The organism is Telluribacter sp., assembly GCF_035998675.1.
Classification (GTDB): Bacteria; Bacteroidota; Bacteroidia; order Cytophagales; family Spirosomataceae; genus Telluribacter.
The window spans coordinates 394,198-416,859 of the sequence record NZ_DASYHI010000024.1 but is presented as its reverse complement, the minus strand read 5'-3'; the positions used below and the strand labels follow the sequence as shown (position 1 = coordinate 416,859).

The following is a 22,662-nucleotide window of genomic DNA, read 5'->3' as shown; positions in this document are numbered from 1 at the left end:
AAAAGAGTATGATACGAGTTTTTGATTCGAGCCGAAAGTTAATTAATTCTACTACATTCACCACTATCTCAGCCAATGTCACCCAGTTGGGGGCGCATCAGAATCTCCTCCACCACCGCCCCCGGCGACAGATGATACGCGCTCCAGATAGTTTCGGCCACATCTTCTGCCTTCATAAAACGCTCTTCGGGCAGGTCGGTACCTTCCCAGCTGCTGGTGAGGGTAGCGCCGGGTAGCAGGGCCGTCACTTTCACCCCGTGGGGCTTCATTTCCTCCCGCAGGACTTTTGTCAGGCCGTACAGCGCAAACTTGGAGATGCAGTAAGAGCCGCCGTTGGGGTAAGCCGTTACACTGGCCGTAGAGCACATCATGAATATATGCCCCTGCCGCCGCTCCATCATGGGCCCAAGCAGGCCCCGGGTAAGGTAGTAGGCACTGTACAGGTTTGTTTCAATGCTTTTTTCCAGTACCCCTTCGGCTTCGTTATGGATTTGTCCCGGTATAAATACTCCGGTGTTGTTAATAAGTACATCCACCGGCCGCTCCAGCGCGTTCATAAAGCCTATAAAACTATCCAGGTCCGTCCGGACCGACAGATCGGCTTTTTGGCCCAGGATATGGCTGCCGGTAGCGGCGGAAAGCTCCTGCTGTAAAGCCCGCAGGTCGGGCTCGTGTCTGGCACAGGTAACGACATCAAAACCTCCCCCGGCAAAACGCTCCACCAATGCCCGGCCGATGCCTTTTGTCCCGCCCGTTACTACTGCTAATGGTTTCATTTTTCTGTTTGGGCTATTTATTTACTAATTTTCCCGAAAATATGGGATATAGTTTGAAGTAGTATGGTTATCAGTCTATAATATCCGGGAACCTTCACTTTTTTTATTTCATTACCTACTTAACTAACTGATTTATCCGGTACCCTCATGGTAACCATTGGCAAATACTTTGTTTTTCTGGGCTATCTGTTTACCCGTCGTGAAAAGCTGTCTATTTACTGGACTCGCTTCCTGGAAGAAGCCGTTAATATCGGGGTCAACTCTGTTTTTATTGTAGCCATTGTTTCTACGTTTATCGGGGCGGTTTCCTGTATTCAAACGGCCTACAACCTGGTAAGCCCGTTTATTCCGGTGTCAACCGTAGCGCTCATTGTGCGGGACATGGAAATTCTGGAGCTGGCTCCTACTATTACCTGCGTGGTACTGGCCGGTAAGGTAGGTTCCAATATTGCCGGTGAGCTGGGTACCATGCGTATCACTGAGCAGGTCGACGCCCTGGAAGTAATGGGCATTAACTCGGCTTCTTACCTGGTACTGCCCAAGGTAATCGCGGCTATGGTTACCTTCCCGATGCTGGTCATTCTTTCGGCTTTTCTGGGTATTTTGGGTGGGTATCTGGCGGGTACGCTTACGGGGGTACTTACCCCCAAAGACTACGTGGAAGGAATCCGTGATTCCTTTGTCCCGTATAATATTTTCTTCATGTGTGTGAAGCCTTTTGTGTTTGGATTCCTTATTTCAACCATTTCTTCCTACCAGGGGTACTTTACCAAAGGAGGAGCCCTGGAAGTAGGGCAATCCAGTACGCAGGCGGTTACCAACAGCTGTATTGCCATACTGGTAGCCGACTACCTGCTGGCCCAGCTTTTCCTGTAAAAGAAAGGGAGTTAAACCACAAGAGCGGTTTTTTAGAGGTATTAAGTATATGATCGAATTAAAAGATATAGCTAAAGCATTTAATGGCAACGAGGTACTGAAGGGTATCAGTGGTACCCTCCGGAAAGGAGAAACTAACCTGATTATCGGGGGGAGTGGTACCGGAAAAAGCGTGCTGCTGAAGTGCGTCATTGGACTGATTAAGCCCGATCGGGGACAAATCCTGTACGACGGGCGTGACTTTTACCGGGGCGACGACGAAGACAAACAGGCCATCCGTCGGGAAATGGGGGTCTTGTTTCAGGGAGGTGCCTTGTTTGATTCCAAGACGGTAGAGCAGAACGTACGCTTTCCGCTGGATATGCTTACCAGCCAGAGCGAAGCCGAAAAACGCGAGCGGGTAGAGTTTTGTCTGCAGCGGGTGGGGCTGGAAGGTACCGGCAAACGGATGCCCTCCGAAATAAGCGGGGGTATGAAAAAACGGGTAGGTATAGCCCGGGCCATAGTTATGAACCCCAAGTACCTGTTTTGTGACGAACCTAACTCCGGACTTGACCCCCTGACCGCCGTAAAGATTGATGAACTGATTAAAGAGATTACGGAGGAGTACCAGATCACGACCATCGTGATTACGCACGATATGAATTCGGTGATGGAGATTGGCCAGAACGTTATGTTCCTGTACAAGGGCCTGAAGCTGTGGGAAGGTGATAATGTCTCCCTGATTCACTCCAGCGTACCCGAGTTGAATGAATTTGTCTTTGCCAATAAGCTTCTCCGCGACCAGGCTCCCAAGCCCAATTCAACGGCACGGTAACTTACTTAGTCGGCCCTGATACCCAGCATACGGCGGAAGCGCAGCGGAAGCGCGTTTCGCTCGAGTACTAATACGATGGTGGAAAAAACCAACGTTCCCAGCAGGCCCATTCCCAGCTGCGGCCAAAAGTCCACCCTTGGAACCTGTGAAGCCAGCACTACCGTTGCGGCACCGAAAAGTACATACCCCAGCGCCGATCCTACCCGATAGGGAACAGGATAGTACTTCTGACCAAACAGGTAGCATAGCGCCGCCATAATGACAGAAGAGGTAGCAAAGGCCAGCGCGCACCCCAGGTACCCCATAATAGGCACCAGCAGAATGTTGAGCAAAGCCGTAGTGGAGGCACCGGCTATGGTGAGATAGGTACCGTACTGCGTCTTGTCGGTCAGCTTGAACCAGGTGGCCAGATTGTAGTAAATTCCCAAAAACAGAAAACCCAGCAGCATCCAGGGAACTACCGGTAGGCCCTCGTGGTAGATTTTTCGCTTCAGGAAAATATCCGCCAGCACGGGCAGGTTCAGACAAATACCTACCCCCATCAGCACACACACGATTACGAACCACTTCATGACATCGGCAAACACTTCGGGAGCGTTTTTGTCTTCGGATTTGGAAAAGAAAAACGGCTCAGCCGCGTACTTGAACGCCTGAATGGCCAGATTCATGAAAATCGATAGTTTCAGTGTCTGACTGTAAATACCGATGGCGTCCCGGGTACTGCGGCCGGGATAAAAGCCCTCCGGTAGCAGGTATTGCAGGGACATCCGGTCAAAAAGCAAATTGGTTGTCCCCGCCAGGTTCATGATCATGATGGGCAATGCATACACCCACACCGGTTGAAAAACCTGACGATTCCAGACAAATTGGAAGGCAGCCAGTTCCTGCCGCAGAAACCAGAAAAAGGTGAGGTTGGCAATCAGGTTGGCAATGACAATATAGGCCGCCGGTATGTTGGGCACATAAATCAGGGACACGATCGGTTGCAGAGCGGGTAAGTACTCTCCCTCATAAATATCGCGGCAAAAAACCAGAAAGAAGACATTCAGACCGATATTTAGCAGGATATTGATGATGCGCACCTTAACAAATTTTTTGGCTTTGCCCTCCATCCGAAGCCGGGCAAAGGGAATTGCCATAATGCCGTCAGTAGCCATGATCAGGGCCATCAACTGCACGAGTGTGGCCTCTTCGGGGTACTCGATAAGCCGGGCTACGGGTTCAGCAAAAATAACAATCAGGGTCGAGATGGTGATGCTCACCACAATGACAGCACTCAGAATGAGATTGTAGTAGGCCTGCCGATCAGTTTCTTTCTTTGCGAAGCGAAAAAAGGCTGTTTCCATCCCGAAAGTATATACAATAAAGAAGAAACCAGCGTAGGCATAGAGCTGTGCCTGAATGGCCAGCAGGGCGGGGTCAAACTGCGTATAAAGAAACACGAGCAGGTAGTTGAGCAGCCTGCCCAGCATGGTACTAACCCCGTAGGTGGCTGTTTCGCCCGCCAATTTTTTCAGAACACTCATCTTTCTTAAATACCTCTCTCTAAAAGGTTGCAAATATACACGGCCCCGGCCCGAAATCCCCTATCTCCTGCTGTTCAAAAAAAATCCTCCCCCAGGTAATTGGGGGAGGAGCTATTGATGGCAATAACCTTGTAACAGATTATTTATGGCTTCCGGTTAGTATAGCTTCCAGTGCTTTCTCAATACGCTCCCATCCTTCCTCTGACTGTAAATCTATATCCATTAACTTGCCCCGGTAATCGGCGGCCAGTACGGTGTAGTACACTGCTCCCAGCACAATGGCTATGAGCGCATTCGTATCCTGAGCACCTGGTATGGCTCCTATTTTGGCCATCCAGCGCGCCGAAATTTCGTCACGGGCTTCGGTCAGGGCCGACTTCCCTGCACCTATTTCCCATCTGAGCAAATCGCGGGTAGCTTTGCGCGCACGCAGGTCACGCATCATAGTAGTAAATGTTGTAGCCCAGACCTTGCCACGATCTTCGGGAGCAGGCGTAGGCACACTGTCGATGTAATCAATACTGCTCGTGGAGACGTACTGCCCGGTTTTAACGTACTGTTCCATCAGCCCGTCTACGCCGCCGAAGTACCGGTATATAAGCACCTTGTTGACGCCGGCCGTACGGGCAATCAGATTGACGCCTACTTTGTCAGTACCATACTGCTCTATTACTTCTCCGACTGCTTTTAGAATTTTTCCTTTTGTACGTTCTCGATCGCGTTTTTTTACTTTGAGTTGTGTAGCCATTTTAGTGGGTAGTTAAGCGTGCATGGTTAAAGATAGAAGAGTTTGTCATATGATAGCTGAGGTAAATGATGTAAGAAAATCAGGTATATTAAGTTACAAGCGGGTCAGTGCAGGTTTAGCAAACGGCTACCAGGGTTATCCTCTCGGGTGAGAAATAATTTACACAAGTTTAAGCCTAAATATAAGTAAGTCAATACTTTTATTCAATAAGATACAAAATGTCACTTATCTGCTACTTTAAACAGCAGATAAGCACCACTTTTTCCCTTTGTGCTTTATTACTCTGAAAATATCTAGCTTTTCTGCGGTATCTGCCGGGATACACTCCATCGCTGGCAGTTACCTTGACTTACTTCTTGAACTTAAGGTAGGGATGATAAAGCCACTTGGCCATTTGCTTTAATATTTCCCGGATTTCTTCCTGGGGGGCATCCTGGTACACCTCCACCAACTCCACAAAGGCAGGTAGCTCACCTATCTGGATACGAAGCTTGGACGGCCGGGTAGCCGATGCTTCATTCACTAGTACAACGCGGGCAGTACAGGCCGGATTACGGGCATGAATTACGTAGGGTACGGTATTCCGGGCCGATCGATTCTGGGTAATCAGGAAACGGGGTATTCTCATGGTAGGGTCTACAATTCACGACACAAGATGAGAATAATATGGCAATAATAAAAAGAGTAAGGATACGAAAACTGGTATTGTGCCCGCAAAAAAAATCAAGCTCCTACCTGGGCCGGAGTACCATACGGCTGGTATGCTTACCGGAGGTTTGCTAACATTCCGGCCCGAACCGCTCCTGGAGCGCTTTTTCAAAATCGCGCTTTCCCTCGTAAGTAGTCAGGATTTCCTGGAGGGCCGGTATGGTCAGATGCATGTTGGTCGCGGTACCGAACTCATTCTGAATGGTACAATCCAGCCAGTGACGGGTACTATCAATTTCTATGTGGAACGTACATTTATAAACGGAAAGAGAAGCCTTGAGCAATTCTTCAAATTCTGTCTGCTCCAAGGGGCCGATTGTATGCATGTAATGTGAGATTAAGCGCTTGTAAAGCAATTAGGTACTGGTCTGGGTAGTCTATCTAAACCTGAAAAGAATTTATCTGGTTGTTTTTAAATCCGTCCGTTAGCAGGTACAGGAGGTAATCTGCCAACGGACGGATGTTGTATTGCTATAACTCATAGTAGCTGATTTGTTTATTCTATTCTTCCTATTTCTCCTTACCTATTCACCTCCTGTAAGTTTAAAAAACTCGTTAGCGGCGTCCTGTGAGTATAAACTCCTACTCCTTATTGTCGGGGCTCGTCAGCGTAGTACTTGTCCAAAAGGCCGTTATGTTTTCCCTACCGTTGTTTGGTAAGATGGGTATAATAGTACCATTCGGCCATCCGAACCAAAGTCTTTCTGTTAAGCTCCTGATCATTACTTTCAGAATTCACTAACTCCAGCAGTATAGGGAGCTGCCTGCGGACCTGTACGGTCAATTGTGCCGACGTGTACGCGTCCATTTCAGCGTGCGTACGAAACTCCTTAATAGTAGCTGTCATCCGTGGGTTATACTCACTAATAATAAAAGCCGCCTCGTTATCCGAAGCGGCTTCAAACCTATACTTATTTGACATTAATACGATTAATTATGAACTCATAAGTTCAATTAGTTAGGTTGATGAACAATAAATTGCTTGCTTGTTTCTTTGGGGAGTTATAGACTTAGTTCCTCACCAAAGCTCTGTCGGATGTTGTACGGGCGGATTGTTTCAACTTTCCTTACCTGCAAGGTCATCCTGGACATTCTTTTACAGCGTACCGTTACTGTCTTCAGATTGTTTTCACTATGTCCCTGCCAGTTGTTGAACCAGTGGCGCTGCTTGGATTGGTAAGCTTAAAGATGCAATACGCGTAGTATTGCTTTTCAATTTCAGATTAGATACATTGGTCTACTACTTTAAGTACTCACTATTTCTTTTTCCCACTAATCTTTTTCACTTCTAAAAGAACCTGATTACTATTTAAGTACATAGCACTATTTGAAGGCAAGTTAATAAATAATTATTTATTAATCCACATTATTCCAAGTAAAAATATAAATCCGGGGGTTGGCTCTGTATTCTCAAAGCACCCCCTGCGGTTGTATCTTACTCAGTATAAACCGACTACACTTGGCTGGCCTTAGAGTCTTTTTGAGCGCAACTATAAACAATTCAGAAATAAGCCAGGAGCCCGAAGAAAGCAGAGTTCTATCCAGGCAACAGCACTGTTTCCCACCAGTAGCGCCGTAGGGAGCCAAAAGTCTGGAACCAGTGTGAGCCTTCGGCGGACTTAACCAGGTAGGCCGAGCAACCCAGCTCGTAGGCCTCCCGGATCTCAGCCTTGTCAGTAGAGCCACCTAGTACAATCAGGGGGAGGTTGTGATAGGGGGAAGTACTACTTTTCAACTCTTCCAGCCATTGCTTACGATCCTCGGTTAGTTCCAGCAGTATGAGTTTAGGAAGGGTTCGGCTGGTATCCAGCCACTCCTTCAGGTAGGTATCGGCCTGCTGCAGGTCTGCTGTAATAACCAGTTCTACTTCCGGCAAACACTGCCGGCCAGCCGCCTTGATTTCTATCGGGTCAGTAGTGACATCGGCTATCAACAAAAGCCTGGCCTGTTGAAAGTTAATGGGGAAATAAATATGTCCCTGACTAGTGGCCATAAAAGATTTTTTCGAACAAAATCACAGCGTAGGTTTGGGGGTAGGTACTTTTCTGCTCTACCAATTAACAGCAGCAGATAAATTTCCTTTGTAATAGTAGACAATAAACGGCAGCAAACCAACCTTTTTACAAATGTCTACTAAAAGGTAGACGTTTCAGTCAGAGCAGGATTGTTGTGTTCGGTAAGGTCTGGGAACTTGTGTAGTGATTTTAAAGCAAAAAACCCCGCAAATTGTTACATGAGCGGGGTTTTTTGATGTTCTGTTGGTCATGTAGCGGTTGACCAGGCCTTTCTGGCTGTTCAGTGCTGGATCAGAGCCTCCTGAACCTTATACCCTTTCATACCTGATTATTTTGGCTACTGACAGCAGGAAAAGAGGTGGAGCTTGATGAGTAAATTAAAGATTACATTTTTCATCCAGGCAAATAATGAATTCTCTGCGTCCTGCTGCTATACTCATGCTGGCATGAGTTGTTAAAAGTGAGAAAGCTCCTCATTAATAGTGCTTTGTTTGATAATACCTGTAATTCCCACTTGCTCAGTTGGTATACCGGGCTACAAAGACATCATTACTACCACTGGAAGTAAGGGTAGTGGAGCCAAAGGCAGCGGTGTTCCAAAAGTTCCCAGTCACATACACATTGCCATTGCCGTCTACAGCTATGCCTCGTCCTACATCACCATCTGCGCCCCCAGCTTGCTGCGCCCACTGTACCACTCCGCTGCTGTTGTACCGGGCTACAAATACATCAGCACCGCCAATGGAAGTAAGGGTAGAATTGCCAAAAGTAGCGCTGCCATAAAAGGTTCCACTTACATACACGTTGCCGCTGCCGTCTACGGCTATACCTTGTACTTCATCATAATCAGTCCCCCCTGCTTGATGTGCCCACTGTACTTCGCCACTGCTGTTGTACTTTGCTACAAATACATCATTACTCCCCCTGGGATTAAGTGTTGTGAAGCCAAAGGTAGCGCCGCCCTGGAAGCTCCCAGTCACATATACGTTTCCATTGCCATCTACGGCTATGCTTCGTCCTTGTTCCGTACTTACCCCTCCTGCTGGCTGCACCCACTGTACTGCTCCACTGCTGTTGTACTTGGCTACAAATACATCATTACCACCATAGGCATTAAGTGTTGTGGAGCCAAAAGTAGCGCTGCCCTGGAAGTACCCGGTCACATAGACATTGCCATTGCCATCTACGGCTATACCGTATCCTACATCACTATTACCCCCCCCTGCTTGCTGCCCCCAAAGCACCGCTCCGCTGCTGTTATACTTGATTACAAATACATCATAAATACCACTGGAAGTAAGGGTTGTGGAGCCAAAGGTAGCACTACCATAAAAGTACCCGGTCACATACACATTACCACTGCCGTCAACAGCTATGCCTTGTCCTTCATCATAATCAGTCCCTCCGGCTTTCTGCGCCCATTGCACCGCCCCGCTGCTATTGTACTTGACTACAAATACATCAGCGCCTCCACTGGAAGTAAGGGTTGTGGAGCCAAAGGTAGAGCTGCCATAAAAGTACCCGGTTATATATACATTGTCCCCGCCATCTACTGCGATGGCTAGTGCCATATCATAATTTGTTCCCCCTGCTTTCTGCGCCCATTGCACCGCTCCGCTGCTGTTGTACTTGATTACAAAGACATCATTGATACCACTGGAAGTTAGGGTTGTGGAGCCAAAGGTAGCACTGCCATAAAAGTAGCCGGTCACATATACATTACCACTGCCGTCAACAGCTATGCCTCGGCCTTCTTCACTACTTGTCCCTCCGGCCCTCCATGCTATCGCATCGGGTGAGGTATCTCCTGCGGGTTTACTGCTGCGCACCCATTTGCTGCCATTGTAGTATCGCATGCATAGAAAAGTTAAATCATAGGCCTGGTCACCAGGTTGCGGAGAAGGTAATGCTACTATCTCATTATAAGGCAGACGAGGCGTAGCAGCGCCTAAGCAGATCCAGCCGCTGGCACTGAATAGCTGCAAACAGTTCAGGCTGGTGTTGAAGATGACCATGCCGCTGGCGGGTGAGGCGATGGCATCGCGCTGCTCCGAGCTCATGCGCGGGGGTAGAAAAGCTTTGTTGGTACTTTCCAGTTCCAGTACGGCTGAAGGGTTGGGTACACCCGAGCCATCCCCAATTTTTATCTGGGCTTGGGCTATGGTAGCAAAAGAGAGAAATAAAATGGACAGAGAAATAAGGAAGTAATGCTGCTTCATAGATAGAGGATGAGTAAGGAATTTGCCTGTAAGCAACTATAATTGCAGCACCTTTGCAACTTCTATGTAGGAATGTTATTAAACGGTATTATTCAGACTTACGGCAGAGCAGCTGCATTGTAGAGACTATCCTTACCAAGGTGCTAAGAGTGATGAAGCACGTGCATGTGAAGCAACCAAATGCCTTAAAGCAAAGCCCCGCCAGGCCGCGGGGCTTTTTTGTAGCTTGAGACCGAAATAAATTCGATATTGAACGATATATCTAAAACAGAAACCTGGCCATGGCACTAAGTTCCAATTCATTATTTCATTTTACCCGCGGTGGATATGAGGCCATTCAGAGCATACTCAAAGATGGCTTTTGGATTAAATATAGATGTGAAGATATGCCCCAGAATATGTTGAAAGGTATTTATTCTTCTAACACATCGGAAAGTATAACTGAACGGGATGCTTCGATTAATGAGGGGGTAATGTTTAAGCAATACCTTTATATACCCATGGTATCTTTTTGTGATATTCCTCTTTCAAACACACGGGAGCATCTCAGATTTTATGGCTCGGAGCATCAGGTAGAAAAAGTAGGTAAGAAAGAGATTAAGTATTTAGGCTATGCTATTGGATTAAGCAAAGAATGGGCTGTTACTAAGCGGATGAATCCTCTTATCTACATAGCTCATAACAGTCACCTAGCCCAAAGTTTAGTATACCAACACAAGTTAGACCAATTAAAAAAAATCGAATCCTGGCCCCCGAATATAAATATAGATCCGCCTGTCGTGTATTATCCACCAGTTCCGATTGACTTAGATAAAGGAATAATTCAAGACCAGTACGGCAATCAATTCCCCACATCTTACCTCTATGTTAAACCAGTTTCAAAAATCAATTATCATATAGGGAAAGAGTATCCGGTTCGGTATCAGGATGAGAAAGAGTGGCGTTATATTCCTGATGATGCCTGTATAATTTATGACAAGCAAAGGCTCTTTAGTTCAAACCACGCCATCTTCTATGAATCTTTTAATACTAATAGAGACCGAGCGCTGAAAGAAGTAAGTGACAAATATGACAACCTTACGTTTAGTCATCAGGATATCACCCATATCATTGTTGGTAAAAATGAGGAAATCCCAGCTATTCAGAGAGAGATTGAATTAGTATATGGCAGTGTAGCTTCACCAGATGAGCTACGATTACTTTATTCCAAGGTCACTTCCTATGAAACACTGGAGAAAGATGTCTTTTCTTCCTGACCCGGCAGGAAGAATGCGGAGCATAAAACAAAGAAATAACCTATTGTTACGCCCGTGACACCCTTACAAAGAATAGTACAACGTAATGGCCGCTTCTGCGGCTTTTTTTGTGGGACGTCCTATTTCTTGCCTTTTTTCTCTAACGAAAGTCGAAATACTTTGTAAGACTATAAGGAATGGAGGCAAAAGAAGCGTAAGGAAATGAGAGTCAGATTTGTTCGCATTTCGGCATCGATCCTTACTAAAAGGATCAACTGCAACATTCTATCTTTCTTTTCGCACTGCTTTTACTTAATTAATCGTAGTCCTACGAAGGTTTTCATACCATTGAAAATTTTATTGAGATTTTAAAGGAAGCGGCCGGTTCCGGGGATTTTAAAGTGATTTTAAAGTAAAAAACCCCGCTCACATTGCTGCAAGCGGGGTTTTCTTGTTGTTCTGTTGGCCGACAAGGACTCGAACCCTGAATAAGACAACCAAAATGTCCTGTGTTACCATTACACCATCGGCCAGAACCGTAATTGTGATGCAAAAGTACAGCGATAGAAGATAGCTGTCAAGTACTATCTCAAAAAAATATCAAATACTGGCTACCTCTACGCTGCCGGCTATCTTTTTCACCAGCCCCTGCAGTACCTTGCCGGGGCCACACTCCACAAAATGAGTAGCTCCGTCGGCTACCATCTGCTCAACCGACTGGGTCCAGCGTACCGGAGCCGTCAGCTGGGCGATCAGATTGGCTTTGATAATATCTACGTCGGTGGAAGGCATAGCGTTTACATTTTGATAAATGGGGCAGCGGGGTGCGTTGAAAGAGGTACTTTCAATCGCCTGCGCCAGCTCCTCGCGGGCAGGCTGCATGAGCGGGGAATGAAAAGCGCCTCCTACCTGTAGTACCAATGCCCGCTTGGCACCGGCCGCTTTGAGTTTTTCGCAGGCCAGGGTTACACCTTCCACCGAACCCGATATCACGACCTGCCCGGGACAGTTGTAGTTGGCCGGTACTACTACCTCACCTTCAATAGAAGCACACACTTCTTCAATGGTTTGGTCGTCCAGCCCCAGAATAGCCGCCATCGTAGAAGGACGCGCCTCGCAGGCTTTCTGCATGGCATCAGCCCGCTGGGCTACCAGCCGCAGGCCATCTTCGAAGGAAAGACCACCCGCCGCCACCAGCGCCGAAAACTCACCCAATGAGTGCCCAGCTACCATGTCGGGAGCAAAGTCGGAGGAGACCCGGGCCAAAGCCACCGAATGCAGAAATATAGCGGGTTGGGTAACGTTGGTCTGCTTGAGTTCCTCGTCGGTACCTTCAAACATGGTTTGGGTAATGTCAAAACCAAGTATATGGTTGGCCTGGTCAAACAAAGCCTTCGCCTGCCCGGAAGACTGGTACAGGTCAGCGCCCATGCCTTTAAACTGCGAGCCCTGCCCCGGAAATACGTATGCCTTTTTCATAGGTTACTGTCAAGATATAAACGGATTATTTTCATTAATAAAAATAGCCCGGTCTGCTGCGAGCCGGGCTACAAAATAAAGGATTACTCTTCAAAGTAGGAAATAGGGTTACAGGAACCTGCCCTGCAGCTCCGGCGTAGGCAACCGGCACGTCTCTTTCCGGCCAAACCACTGGTAGCGGTGCCGGGCTATCCAGCTATAAACCGCGTCCCGCAGAAAGCGGGGTATCAGTTTAAATACATACAGGCCCCACCACACGCCTCCCAGCAGCCTCGCTACTTCCAGGGCAGCGTCGGACTTCTGATAGAGCTTATCGCCTTTCAGCAGGATAAAACTTTCGTAGTCGGTGTCCGGCAGGTTGTACCTACGAAGTACCGCCTCTCCCGCTTTGGACTGTAAGGAGGCAAACTTAAGCTTCTGCTGTTTATCCTGGCCAATCAGGAAATTGACCGCGCCGTTGCACAGGTTGCATACCCCGTCAAAGAATACGATGTTCATCAGCGCAGCAGTTGCACCCATCCTTTCAGCACCAGCGGTTCGCTGCTGCGCTGCACCGACTCAAAGCGCACCACCACCTCGTAGTAGTACTGGCCCGAGGGCAGGTCCTGACCGGCGCTGTTCTTGCCGTTCCAGTTGATGCCCACGTCCGTGGTCTCAAACACCTTCGTGCCCCAGCGGTTAAACACCCGGAACTCTACCGTCTCCACAAAGCCCGGACAGTTCAGCGGCCTGAAGACATCGTTCTTGCCGTCGTTGTTGGGCGTGAATACGTTCGGCAGGGAAAACTGCGGACAGTTGTCCTTGCAGACAATGTTGCTGGGCGCGCTCTCGTTGCCAAAGCGGTTCACGGCCGTCACGTAGTAGCAACCCGCAAAAGAGCTTAGGTTAGTATGGGCGTAGCTGGTGGCCGGTGGTGTAGGCGGCGGCAGTACTGAGGTCAGGTAGGTAAGCTCATCGTCCTGATAGCGGGCGTAGTAAATCTTGTACTCAACAATGTTAGGGTCACAGTTGCCTCCTTGGGCGTTCTGCGCCGGATAGGTCCACGACAGGTTGTTGGTAAAGGTGGTCTGGTTGCAGAAAGCATCCGGAGCCAGCGAAGCACAATCCAGTGTATCGAGCGTCAGCACCGGCGGACAGGGCCGGATGGTGTCTATGGGGCTCACGCAGATAATCTGGGAGAAGTTAAACAACAGGTTTGGCCGGATGCGCGCGCTGTTGTAAGAGCCCACGGTTTCTACCCGGTAGCAGTAGGTTGAGTCGGCCGATAAGGTAACGCTCTGCGTTCCATCGGCGCTGATGCGGTCGGTGCCGTCGTCGGTAAAGGTAAAGGTTTCCGGCCCCTGCACGGCCACGTCGGCGATCTGGTTAAATACCCCCGAACGGCCGCGTACTTCGCGGTAAATCCGGTGGCGCTGCCCCGTGTTGTCCCAGGGTACATTGGCCGTCCAGCTTAGGCGCACCTGACGCGAAGCGGCTGCTTCCTGCCGCAGGCGCACACTACTGGCGGGCTCGGTTTCATCCAGCTTCACCAGACTGCCGTTGCTGGTAAAGTAGTAGTCGAGCCGGTAGCGGTAGGCATTGGCTTCGGTGTTCAGGCCGCGGTCCACAAAGACCGTGTCGGCTACGCCGGGCTGCAGATTGGTCGTAATGGTAGTAACCGGCACAAAATCGGTTCCGTTCAGACCCGTAGCCCGGAACAGCCGGTACTGCGAAGGACCATCGCCGGTACCGGGAGCCAGCCCGATGGGGCGGGTCCAGCGAACGGTAATCTGGCCGCGGGTCTGGCTGGTGGAGTCGACGGTGACGTTGGTCAGCACAGGCATCAGCTGGGGCAGGTCCAGACAGAACTCGGCCGAGGGCAGGCTGGTACCGCCGCCGTTGAGGCGGTTGGGCTCGGTGGGGCTGGCGCCCGGACGCGGAAACTCCACCACCAGGCGGTAGCTGTAGTTAATCCCCCGCCGTAGTCCCTGCCCCTGGTTGTTATCCACGTAAAAGGTTTCTCCCACGCCCACGCGGGCCACTTCCTGGTAGCCCAGCCCCACGGGCAGGCCCGGCTGACAGGTACCGGCCTCGTAGTTGGAGCAGCCCTCCCGACGGTAGACCACGATCTGAGCACCCGGTACCTGGCACTGGTAGGCGCTCCAGCTCACGCGGAAGGCGCGGCCCGAGGCGTCCACGGCGGGTTCGACCCGCAGGTTCACCGGCCGGGGGCCGTACACCCGTATTTTCAGGGTCTTGATGTCGACGAGCTTGCGGAACAGCGACGGGTTGGGGACGTTGGGGCCGGCGTTGTCCTCCACCTTAAAGAGCACGTCGTAGGGTTCCAGCCGGATATGTTCGCAGCCGGTCTGCCAGTTGAACGCCCCCGTTACCCGTCCCTGGGCATTCTGCTGGGCTACTGTAAAGGTGGCATTCTGCAACGGAACCAGGTCGCTGCGGTAGACCCCGCCGTTGGTGGTCAGCACCAGGCGGTCACCGTTTTTGTCAGTAGCTACAATATTTTGTCGAATGAGCGTTCCGGCCTCCACGCACAGGTCGGGCAGCGAGTCCAGCCGGGGTCGGTCGTTGCGTGCCTCCACTACGATGATCTGCATTTCCCGGACAATCTCCCCAATCTTGACGCCGTTGCGCCATTCCTCTACAATAAAGGCTACGTTGTAGTAGCCCGGTATGGAGGGAGCGTCCCAGATCAGGTCTCCCGTAATGGCATTGATGCTGAAGGTGGAGGGAAATACTCCGTTTTCGGTAGGTCCCTCGGGCTGTACCTTGTTGGGGTCCACGTACTGTACGTCGCGGCCGCGGCCGGCCGTAGAGCTGCGCTGGGGCGTGACCATGCGGTAGGCCAGGCTGTCGCCATCGGCGTCGAAAGCGCCCGGGTTGTGGATGTAACGCTGCCCTACGGCCGCCAGGTCAATGGGGGGATTCAGCAGCACGGGGGTGCGGTTGAGGCCCAGACCCGCGTTGATAACTAAAGTAGAGCGGATAAAGAAGTCAATCTCCTGGGTAGGCGGGGGCGAAATGTTCAGTACGTTGTTATTCCGGTTCTGTAGCGCGGTAGAAATGACAAATCGGCCCGGAGCCGGGAAGGTATAGATAAAGGTGTACTCGTTGCGGGTGGTATTGTTGCCAATATCAACAATAGGAAGCTTCCGCAGTACATTGATAGGTCCCACGTCACCCACATAAAAATTCACATCAACCTGCGCGTCAGCTGCCGGCCGACCGTTCTGCATATCAAAATAGGCCGTCAGGGTAATTTCGTAGGTGAGAGAGGTGGTTGAGATCCGTCGGGCCGTAATTTCCCCCGCCCGCACGTGAGTAGCCGAGGCGTTATGGGCAAGTACAGCAAAAAAAAGTAAAAAGAATATACACTGTAGTGATGGGCGCATATAAGGACAATTGATGCTTAGTTAGGTTTTTGCGATAATTCTTGAACGAAAAATACACGAAAATATATGTGTTTTCAAGCAGTAAAAGTAGTAATGAGGTATAGTAAGGTACTTTGTCGTTTTCTGCCAATCTTGATTCCGTACAAACCAAACATTCATTTTGCACAAACTGTTAGACCGGCAAGAACTTAAAACTATTATAAATAAATAGTATTTGAGCAAATTTGAACGGTATTTATTGTATCGGATTCGTTTGTCCCGTACCTTTGAAAGGTTATAATTGTACCATTTTTCGCACTAAATAACCCTGGTTGTTTGCTATGTCGTGGCTAACACAAACGTTGTCGAGTTCTATTGGAAAAAAACTCGTTATGGCCCTTACAGGCCTCTTTCTATGTACCTTCCTGATCGTTCACCTGGTCGGGAACCTGCAGGTATTCCGGCCGGATGATGGCCTGGCTTTTAACAGCTATACCGTATTCATGACTACAAACCCCTTTATCAAAACTATTTCCTGGGGGCTGTATACTATGATTTTGCTGCACGCTATTGGTGGTATTCATCTGGCTTACATAAACCGACAGGCCCGCGGCCGGGTTGGTTACAAGCGGTCTGATAACCAGAGTAGCTGGGCCAGCCGTAATATGGCCATTCTGGGTATTGTCGTTTTTCTGTTTATTGTGGTACACATGGCTAACTTCTGGTACACCTACAACTTTGGTGAGGTACCCTTCAAGAAGTACACCGTGGACCTGACCGAAGGACGCCTCCTTGAAACCGAAATTATGCCCCAGGACTACCGCCTCAGTACCAAGCTTGAAGAGCGCCTGAGCGACGATGGTACTTCCAAGACCGTGATTGTAAAAGATCTGTACGCGCGGGTGGAGGCTACTTTCACGAATCCTTTGGTGGTGCTGTTTTATGTTTTAGGGGTAGCAGCGCTGGCGTACCACCTGGCACACGGCTTCTGGAGCGCCTTCCAGACCGTAGGTTTAAATCACCCGAAATACACTCCATTGATTCAGGGGATTGGCTTCTGGATCTTTGGGATTATTATTCCGGCAGCCTTTGCAGTTATGCCTTTGTACATTTTTTTCAGGCAAATGATGTAATGCTTCCATTCATTAAAGATTATTTAAACTGAACTCAATATGGCAACTTCATCTCTTTTGGATGCCAAAATCCCCGCTGGACCACTGGAAGAAAAATGGACCCGATATCGTTCTTCGGTTCCGCTGGTAAACCCTGCCAACAAGCGTCGGCTTGAAGTAATTGTGATAGGTACTGGTCTGGCCGGTGCCTCCGCCGCGGCCACGCTGGCTGAGCTGGGTTATAAAGTTAAAGCTTTCTGCTTCCAGGATTCTCCGCGCCGGGCTCACTCAATTGCGGCTCAGGGAGGTATCAACGCCGCCAAAAACTACCAGAACGACGGCGACTCAATCTACCGTCTGTTTTATGATACAGTAAAGGGAGGTGATTACCGCTCGCGTGAGGCCAATGTGTACCGCCTGTCCCAGGTTTCGGGTAGTATTATTGACCAGTGCGTAGCGCAGGGGGTACCCTTTGCCCGGGAGTACGGCGGGCTGCTGTCCAATCGCTCGTTTGGAGGGGTACAGGTACAGCGTACCTTCTACGCCGCCGGCCAAACCGGCCAGCAACTACTGCTCGGAGCTTACTCAGCGCTGGAGCGCCAGGTGGGAATAGGGGCGGTAAAAATGTACACCCGCCACGAAATGCTTGATGTGGTAGTCATTGATGGCAAATGCCGGGGTATTATAGCCCGTAACCTGGTTACCGGTGAAATTGAACGGCACGCTGGGCACGCAGTGCTGCTTTGCTCCGGGGGCTACGGCAACGTATTCTACCTGTCGACTAATGCCATGGGTAGTAACGTAACTGCCGCCTGGAAAGCCCACAAACGGGGAGCGGCTTTTGGTAACCCCTGCTTCACTCAGATTCACCCTACCTGTATCCCGGTATCGGGTGAGCACCAGTCCAAGCTGACGCTGATGTCGGAGTCGCTGCGTAACGACGGACGGATATGGGTACCTTTGAAGCAGAATGATAACCGAAACCCTAACGATATTCCCGAAGCCGAGCGTGACTACTATCTGGAGCGCCGTTATCCGGCCTTTGGTAACCTGGTACCACGCGACATCGCTTCCCGCGCCGCCAAAGAGCGCTGCGACGCCGGGTACGGCGTAGGGCCGTCGAGAATGGCCGTGTACCTCGATTATACCTCAGCCATTGACCGGTACGGAAAAGGCGAAGCCAACAAAAACAACATGGATAACGCCAGCGCCGGGCAGATTCGCGACATGGGTAAAGCGGTGGTGAAGGAAAAGTACGGAAACCTGTTTGATATGTACAAGCAGATTACCGGCGAAGACCCCTACGAAGTACCTATGCGTATTTATCCGGCGGTACACTATACCATGGGGGGTATCTGGGTTGACTATAACCTCATGACCACCGTACCTGGTTTGTACGCGTTGGGCGAGGCTAATTTTTCTGATCATGGCGCCAACCGCCTGGGTGCTTCGGCGCTTATGCAGGGACTGGCCGACGGGTACTTCGTTATCCCGTATACCATCGGGGCTTACCTGGCCAATGAAATCCGGTCGGGTGATATTTCGGTCAATCACGAAGCATTCGATAAAACCGAACGGGAGGTAATAGAGCGCATTGAGAAGCTTCTTTCCATCCAGGGCAAGACCTCACCTGAGCACTTCCATCGCCGCCTGGGCAAAATCATGTGGGACAAGTGCGGCATGGCCCGCAATGCCCAGGGGTTGCAGGAGGCGATTCAGGAAATCAGGGCGCTTCGTAAGGAGTTCTGGAGTGATGTAAGAGTAACGGGTACTGCCGATGAGTTGAATCCGGAACTGGACAAAGCCGGACGCGTGGCCGATTTTATGGAATTGGGCGAACTGATGTGCCTGGATGCGCTTACCCGTAATGAATCCTGCGGGGGCCATTTCCGGGAAGAGTACCAGACCGAAGATGGCGAAGCCCTGCGCGACGATGAAAATTTTATGTACGTGTCGGCCTGGCAGTACCAGAGCGAAAGCCAGTGGGAACTCCATAAGGAAGATCTGGAATACGAAAACATAAAGATTGCCCAGCGCAGTTACAAGTAGCTCTCATATTGGCATGCTTTTTTCAAGTCAGCGGTAACCATGGGAGTAGGCCTACTAGCTACAAGTAGGCCTGCTCCCGTATTTATATGTAAAGTCCATCTCAAAACTTTAATTTTATAAGTATGTCGCCGTCCATTAACAAAACTATTCCCTGGATAGCAGCTGGCCTTGCTATGGCCTCTGCGTTGCTTTTTGCCATCTATACCGACCACCGTTGGGAAGATTGGTACATTACTTTTCGGGCATCCAAAAACCTGGCGGAGGGAGTAGGCTTTACGTATAATTTAGGCGAACGAATCCATTCCTTTACCTCACCATTGGGGACTTTAATCCCCGCTTTGTTGTACTACATTACCTGGAACGATGAAGCCGTCATCTGGCTTTTCAGGGTCGTCAATATCCTTTTGCTCGGAACAGCCGCCAAACTGGTATTCAGCATGTTCTTTGACAAGTTGAAAGCCCCCCTTTGGTTAGCATTTTTAATAACGTTGCTGCTGGTGTTTGATGGCAAAAGCATGGACTTCAGCATCAATGGCATGGAAACCGCTTTTATGCTGCTGGGTATTGTGCTCTTCATTCGGGAGTTGTTTCGTGACTCTATGCCCAACCCCCTGCGGATCGGACTTATCTGGGCATTCCTGATGTGGAGCCGTCCGGATGCATTTATTCACATTGGTTCCATTCTGGTTGGGTACCTTTTGTTCAAAAACCGGTCACTGCCTTACATCCGGGCTTTTTTCAGAGCGGCCGTTATAGGAGTTATCTGCTACCTGCCCTGGCTTATATTTGCCTGGGCTTACTACGGAAACCCCATTCCCAATACAGTACTGGCCAAAGGTTCTCTGACGTTTAGTACTATTATAGACCGGGCCCTCCAGTACGGTCAGGCTATTTTTACGAGCCTTATTGACGGCGACGGTCCTTTTATCTGGATTTTTGCACCTGCCTATTTTCAGACCGGTGGCTGGCCCCAGCTGCTGATGTTCGCGTTGAAATGGCTGTCCTATCTGGTCGTGTTTCTGTGGGCGATTCCCCGGGTCAGTGCCAATGCGCGTTTCCTGTCATTTGCCGCGTTTTGCATTGCCTCCTACCTGATTATATTTTCACCTTTTATATACCCCTGGTACATACCGGCGGTCACAATCATAAGTGTGATAGCGCTTGGCTGCGTTCTGACTCAACTCGCTACGACTACTAGGGGGGTAGCCAGCAAGAGCCGCCCATGGGTACCGGCCGGTATTGTAGCGGTGGTAATGGCCGTGCAGGTGTGGGTGTACACCGGCGGTCTGATTCAGATGAAGCAGCAGCAGGAGCTTATTGAATATGGTTTAAGAAAAGAAATAGGTCTCTGGCTGAAAAGCGAAGCCCAGAGTAACAAAGAAACCGTATTTCTGGAGCCGCTGGGGTACATAGGGTACTACTCCGGACTTACCATGTACGATTACCCCGGACTGGGGAATAAAACCATGATCAATGCGCGTAAAAAGCTCGGTTCTGAATCTTACATTGAACTGGTCAACTACATCCAGCCCGACTGGGTGGTGGTCAGGCCCGGTGAGCTCAAAACTACCAAACCCGAGCAAACGCAGTCTTTTGAATCTAATTATACCCTGGCCAGGAGCTTTGACCGTAAACCCACTATTGAAAGTTTATCTATTTATGGAAGAGGTTTCCTTAGGTATGATAGTCAATACATGATATATAAAAAAAAACAAACCGATAGTAAAAAAATAGCTTATGGACGCTAATATGCACCTCACTCTAAATGTTTGGAGACAGAAAAATAAAAGTACAGAGGGTGATTTTGTAACCTACGAAGTAAGTGACATCTCGCCGGATATGTCGTTTTTAGAAATGCTGGACGTGCTCAACGAGCGGCTCGTCCACGAAGGCAAAGAACCCGTAGCCTTTGATCATGATTGTCGCGAAGGTATTTGTGGAAGTTGCTCCATGTACATCAACGGCCGTCCCCACGGTCCGTTAAAAGGAGTAGCTACCTGCCAGCTGCACATGCGCTCGTTTAAAAGTGGAGATACTATTGTCATTGAACCCTGGCGGGCGGTTGCATTTCCGGTTATAAAAGATTTGGTAACGGATCGTGCCGCTTTGGACCGTATCATAGCCTCGGGTGGCTTTGTGTCGGTCAATACCGGTAATGCGCAGGATGCTAACAGTATACCGGTACCCAAAGAAAATGCCGACGATGCTTTTATGGCCGCCTCCTGCATTGGCTGTGGTGCCTGCATAGCCGCCTGTAAAAATGCCTCGGCCATGCTCTTTGTTTCGGCCAAAATTTCGCAGCTGGCTTTGTTGCCACAGGGTCAGGCCGAACGCAAGATACGGGCCGAAAAAATGATTGCCCAGATGGATGCGGAAGGTTTTGGTGCCTGTACCAATATGGGTGCCTGCTCGGCTGAGTGCCCAAAAGAAATTTCACTGGATACCATAGCCCGCACCAACCGCGAGTACCTGGGAGCCAAAATGACTTCGAGCGTAGTATAAAAATTAATATACAAGGTTCCCCGTCAGGTACCTTGTAAAACAGAAAGGGCGGCTGAACATGTTCAGCCGCCCTTTCTGTTGAATTCTGTACTTCGTACTTCTCTCCAGCTTTAAAGATTATTTCTTGGCAGTGGAGTCTTTCTTGGCGGCAGCACCACCATTTTTGGCCGTATAGGCCTTATTTAGACCTTGAAGCATTTTCTGAGTAACATTCAGGGTACTATCAGCGTAAAGAATACCCCCACCCTGCGTATAGCCCAGTACGTACTCATACTGGTTGTCTTCGTTGTACTGCTTTATGTACTGCTGAATCTGGTTATACAGCATTTCGTTTTTGTTAGCTTCTTCCTGAGCCAGCTGCTGCGCCGAACGGTCGCGGTACTGTACAAGGTCCTGCTGCTTTTTCATAAGCTGCGCTTCGGTCGAGCGGGCCTGATCCAGCGTCATGGTTTGCGCGCGCTGCTGAAAGAAAGCAATCTCGTTTTCCAGGGAGCGGCCCCGGGTTGTCAAATCATTTTCCAGCTGGAAACGCTTACTTTCCAGTTCTTTCTTGGTATCCTTAAAAAACTCGTAATTACTCAAAAGTGAATCTACCTGTACGTACACAATGCGCCGTCCACCGATGCCTGATGAGTCGGTAGCACCGGCCGAACCCGATCTACCTCCGGAAAAATGCAAAAAGTACAATACCGCCAACGCCACAGTCAGCACAATGTTCCAGATAAGAGAAGTGTTATTGTTCACGATACTTTAATTGTTTTGGGGTAAATGGTTTTTTAAAAGAGCCGCAAATATACTAATTTGTATAGCATGGTTTATACATGCGGCATTAATTTGGTTTTGTGCTACTTACAACTTTTTCGAAAGCTACCGGCGGTACACCAACTGGTCTTTCTTCCTAAACATATTTTTAAGCTGGAAGCCCGCCAGACCGGCAAATCCTGCCACCAGGCCGCCTATCAAAGCCGCCACACCAGCCATAGCCAGGCCATTGGGCAGGAAGAAGATCCGGGAGATGCGGTCAGACATGACACCGGCGGTCTGGTTGTGCAGGTACCAGGCGTACCCCAGCCACAGTACCCCTACCGCTACCAGGCTGAAGAAGAAGGCCCGCCACCCGTTTTTGGACAGCCACATACAAACCAGAAACGGCACCAGCGCTATGACCCACCAGGGCAAAAAAAATTGGAGGAGGGCCGCCAGAACGAGTATTACTATAAATTCCATAATTG

General features: G+C 49.6%; 20 protein-coding genes and 1 tRNA gene. 7 read left to right on the top strand and 14 right to left on the bottom strand.

The genetic code is table 11. From position 1 onward, the window contains the following. Nucleotides 1-68 precede the first annotated feature (68 nt). Nucleotides 69-776, bottom strand: a complete 708-nt coding sequence (locus VGN67_RS23480) for an SDR family oxidoreductase (protein WP_327489805.1) — start codon at nucleotides 774-776, stop codon at nucleotides 69-71. 147 nt (nucleotides 777-923) lie between these two features. Between VGN67_RS23480 and VGN67_RS23475 the strand changes: the two genes are divergently transcribed. Together VGN67_RS23475 and VGN67_RS23470 are read left to right on the top strand one after the other, a co-directional pair. Beyond that, nucleotides 924-1,652, top strand: a complete 729-nt coding sequence (locus VGN67_RS23475; protein ID WP_327489803.1) for an ABC transporter permease — start codon at nucleotides 924-926, stop codon at nucleotides 1,650-1,652. Nucleotides 1,653-1,701: 49 nt separating this feature from the next. Beyond that, on the top strand, nucleotides 1,702-2,469 hold the full coding sequence (locus VGN67_RS23470) for an ABC transporter ATP-binding protein (RefSeq protein WP_327489801.1): 768 nt from the start codon (nucleotides 1,702-1,704) through the stop codon (nucleotides 2,467-2,469). A 5-nt stretch (nucleotides 2,470-2,474) separates the two neighbouring features. On the opposite strand, the gene VGN67_RS23465 is transcribed toward VGN67_RS23470, so the two are convergent. The 7 genes from VGN67_RS23465 to VGN67_RS23435 form a co-directional block, all read right to left on the bottom strand. After that, nucleotides 2,475-3,995 carry a lipopolysaccharide biosynthesis protein gene (locus VGN67_RS23465; RefSeq protein WP_327489799.1) on the bottom strand — a complete coding sequence of 507 codons (1,521 nt, stop codon included), beginning with the start codon at nucleotides 3,993-3,995 and terminating at the stop codon, nucleotides 2,475-2,477. Between the two features lie 139 nt (nucleotides 3,996-4,134). Continuing rightward, nucleotides 4,135-4,743 carry a TetR/AcrR family transcriptional regulator gene (locus VGN67_RS23460; RefSeq protein WP_327489797.1) on the bottom strand — a complete coding sequence of 203 codons (609 nt, stop codon included), beginning with the start codon at nucleotides 4,741-4,743 and terminating at the stop codon, nucleotides 4,135-4,137. A gap of 349 nt (nucleotides 4,744-5,092) precedes the next feature. Then, nucleotides 5,093-5,371 carry a hypothetical protein gene (locus tag VGN67_RS23455; RefSeq protein WP_327489795.1) on the bottom strand — a complete coding sequence of 93 codons (279 nt, stop codon included), beginning with the start codon at nucleotides 5,369-5,371 and terminating at the stop codon, nucleotides 5,093-5,095. 151 nt (nucleotides 5,372-5,522) lie between these two features. Further along, nucleotides 5,523-5,777: a hypothetical protein gene (locus tag VGN67_RS23450; protein WP_327489793.1), complete on the bottom strand. Its 255-nt coding sequence runs from the start codon at nucleotides 5,775-5,777 to the stop codon at nucleotides 5,523-5,525. A 317-nt stretch (nucleotides 5,778-6,094) separates the two neighbouring features. Then, the gene (locus tag VGN67_RS23445) at nucleotides 6,095-6,373 is read right to left on the bottom strand and encodes a hypothetical protein (protein ID WP_327489791.1); all 279 of its coding nucleotides are present in this window, start codon (nucleotides 6,371-6,373) and stop codon (nucleotides 6,095-6,097) included. Between the two features lie 615 nt (nucleotides 6,374-6,988). Then, nucleotides 6,989-7,444: a hypothetical protein gene (locus tag VGN67_RS23440; protein WP_327489789.1), complete on the bottom strand. Its 456-nt coding sequence runs from the start codon at nucleotides 7,442-7,444 to the stop codon at nucleotides 6,989-6,991. Nucleotides 7,445-7,984: 540 nt separating this feature from the next. Next, nucleotides 7,985-9,685, bottom strand: a complete 1,701-nt coding sequence (locus tag VGN67_RS23435) for an SBBP repeat-containing protein (protein ID WP_327489787.1) — start codon at nucleotides 9,683-9,685, stop codon at nucleotides 7,985-7,987. A gap of 281 nt (nucleotides 9,686-9,966) precedes the next feature. Between VGN67_RS23435 and VGN67_RS23430 the strand changes: the two genes are divergently transcribed. Next, the gene (locus tag VGN67_RS23430; RefSeq protein WP_327489786.1) at nucleotides 9,967-10,941 is read left to right on the top strand and encodes an abortive infection system antitoxin AbiGi family protein; all 975 of its coding nucleotides are present in this window, start codon (nucleotides 9,967-9,969) and stop codon (nucleotides 10,939-10,941) included. Nucleotides 10,942-11,382: 441 nt separating this feature from the next. Here the strand turns inward: VGN67_RS23430 and VGN67_RS23425 are convergent. From VGN67_RS23425 to VGN67_RS23410, 4 genes are all read right to left on the bottom strand, one after another. Then, nucleotides 11,383-11,453: transfer RNA gene (locus VGN67_RS23425), tRNA-Gln, on the bottom strand. A 67-nt stretch (nucleotides 11,454-11,520) separates the two neighbouring features. Next, nucleotides 11,521-12,399, bottom strand: a complete 879-nt coding sequence (gene fabD / locus VGN67_RS23420) for an ACP S-malonyltransferase (protein WP_327489784.1) — start codon at nucleotides 12,397-12,399, stop codon at nucleotides 11,521-11,523. A gap of 108 nt (nucleotides 12,400-12,507) precedes the next feature. Further along, entirely contained in the window at nucleotides 12,508-12,897 is a 390-nt protein-coding gene (locus VGN67_RS23415) for a thiol-disulfide oxidoreductase DCC family protein (RefSeq protein WP_327489782.1), read from the bottom strand. Continuing rightward, nucleotides 12,897-15,788 (bottom strand): gliding motility-associated C-terminal domain-containing protein, encoded by a 2,892-nt coding sequence (locus VGN67_RS23410; RefSeq protein WP_327489780.1) that lies wholly within the window; start codon nucleotides 15,786-15,788, stop codon nucleotides 12,897-12,899. Before VGN67_RS23410 ends, VGN67_RS23415 begins: the two co-directional genes overlap by 1 nt. A 320-nt stretch (nucleotides 15,789-16,108) precedes the next feature. Between VGN67_RS23410 and VGN67_RS23405 the strand changes: the two genes are divergently transcribed. The 4 genes from VGN67_RS23405 to VGN67_RS23390 all read left to right on the top strand — a co-directional run bounded on the left by VGN67_RS23405 (nucleotide 16,109) and on the right by VGN67_RS23390 (nucleotide 21,430). Then, nucleotides 16,109-16,900 carry a succinate dehydrogenase cytochrome b subunit gene (locus tag VGN67_RS23405; RefSeq protein WP_327489778.1) on the top strand — a complete coding sequence of 264 codons (792 nt, stop codon included), beginning with the start codon at nucleotides 16,109-16,111 and terminating at the stop codon, nucleotides 16,898-16,900. 39 nt (nucleotides 16,901-16,939) lie between these two features. Then, nucleotides 16,940-18,928 (top strand): fumarate reductase/succinate dehydrogenase flavoprotein subunit, encoded by a 1,989-nt coding sequence (locus tag VGN67_RS23400; protein WP_327489776.1) that lies wholly within the window; start codon nucleotides 16,940-16,942, stop codon nucleotides 18,926-18,928. Between the two features lie 122 nt (nucleotides 18,929-19,050). Further along, nucleotides 19,051-20,676, top strand: a complete 1,626-nt coding sequence (locus VGN67_RS23395; protein WP_327489774.1) for a hypothetical protein — start codon at nucleotides 19,051-19,053, stop codon at nucleotides 20,674-20,676. Nucleotide 20,677: 1 nt separating this feature from the next. Continuing rightward, nucleotides 20,678-21,430 carry a succinate dehydrogenase/fumarate reductase iron-sulfur subunit gene (locus VGN67_RS23390; protein ID WP_327489772.1) on the top strand — a complete coding sequence of 251 codons (753 nt, stop codon included), beginning with the start codon at nucleotides 20,678-20,680 and terminating at the stop codon, nucleotides 21,428-21,430. Nucleotides 21,431-21,547: 117 nt separating this feature from the next. Here the strand turns inward: VGN67_RS23390 and VGN67_RS23385 are convergent, their stop codons facing one another. Continuing rightward, entirely contained in the window at nucleotides 21,548-22,174 is a 627-nt protein-coding gene (locus VGN67_RS23385; protein ID WP_327489770.1) for an OmpH family outer membrane protein, read from the bottom strand. Nucleotides 22,175-22,297: 123 nt separating this feature from the next. Further along, a complete protein-coding gene (locus tag VGN67_RS23380; RefSeq protein WP_327489768.1) occupies nucleotides 22,298-22,657 on the bottom strand; it encodes a hypothetical protein in 360 nt (119 codons plus the stop codon). Nucleotides 22,658-22,662: the final 5 nt, after the last annotated feature.

Excerpts from the sequence above, each read along its gene's own strand:
- VGN67_RS23410 (WP_327489780.1), bottom strand. The coding sequence starts at position 15,788 with ATGCGCCCATCACTACAGTGTATATTCTTTTTACTTTTTTTTGCTGTA.
- VGN67_RS23390 (WP_327489772.1), top strand. The coding sequence starts at position 20,678 with ATGCACCTCACTCTAAATGTTTGGAGACAGAAAAATAAAAGTACAGAG.
- VGN67_RS23380 (WP_327489768.1), bottom strand. The coding sequence starts at position 22,657 with ATGGAATTTATAGTAATACTCGTTCTGGCGGCCCTCCTCCAATTTTTT.
- VGN67_RS23480 (WP_327489805.1), bottom strand. The coding sequence starts at position 776 with ATGAAACCATTAGCAGTAGTAACGGGCGGGACAAAAGGCATCGGCCGG.
- VGN67_RS23415 (WP_327489782.1), bottom strand. The coding sequence starts at position 12,897 with ATGAACATCGTATTCTTTGACGGGGTATGCAACCTGTGCAACGGCGCG.
- VGN67_RS23440 (WP_327489789.1), bottom strand. The coding sequence starts at position 7,444 with ATGGCCACTAGTCAGGGACATATTTATTTCCCCATTAACTTTCAACAG.
- VGN67_RS23475 (WP_327489803.1), top strand. The coding sequence starts at position 924 with ATGGTAACCATTGGCAAATACTTTGTTTTTCTGGGCTATCTGTTTACC.
- VGN67_RS23405 (WP_327489778.1), top strand. The coding sequence starts at position 16,109 with ATGTCGTGGCTAACACAAACGTTGTCGAGTTCTATTGGAAAAAAACTC.
- fabD (WP_327489784.1), bottom strand. The coding sequence starts at position 12,399 with ATGAAAAAGGCATACGTATTTCCGGGGCAGGGCTCGCAGTTTAAAGGC.
- VGN67_RS23450 (WP_327489793.1), bottom strand. The coding sequence starts at position 5,777 with ATGCATACAATCGGCCCCTTGGAGCAGACAGAATTTGAAGAATTGCTC.
- VGN67_RS23400 (WP_327489776.1), top strand. The coding sequence starts at position 16,940 with ATGGCAACTTCATCTCTTTTGGATGCCAAAATCCCCGCTGGACCACTG.
- VGN67_RS23460 (WP_327489797.1), bottom strand. The coding sequence starts at position 4,743 with ATGGCTACACAACTCAAAGTAAAAAAACGCGATCGAGAACGTACAAAA.
- VGN67_RS23465 (WP_327489799.1), bottom strand. The coding sequence starts at position 3,995 with ATGAGTGTTCTGAAAAAATTGGCGGGCGAAACAGCCACCTACGGGGTT.
- VGN67_RS23470 (WP_327489801.1), top strand. The coding sequence starts at position 1,702 with ATGATCGAATTAAAAGATATAGCTAAAGCATTTAATGGCAACGAGGTA.
- VGN67_RS23430 (WP_327489786.1), top strand. The coding sequence starts at position 9,967 with ATGGCACTAAGTTCCAATTCATTATTTCATTTTACCCGCGGTGGATAT.
- VGN67_RS23445 (WP_327489791.1), bottom strand. The coding sequence starts at position 6,373 with ATGTCAAATAAGTATAGGTTTGAAGCCGCTTCGGATAACGAGGCGGCT.
- VGN67_RS23455 (WP_327489795.1), bottom strand. The coding sequence starts at position 5,371 with ATGAGAATACCCCGTTTCCTGATTACCCAGAATCGATCGGCCCGGAAT.
- VGN67_RS23435 (WP_327489787.1), bottom strand. The coding sequence starts at position 9,685 with ATGAAGCAGCATTACTTCCTTATTTCTCTGTCCATTTTATTTCTCTCT.
- VGN67_RS23395 (WP_327489774.1), top strand. The coding sequence starts at position 19,051 with ATGTCGCCGTCCATTAACAAAACTATTCCCTGGATAGCAGCTGGCCTT.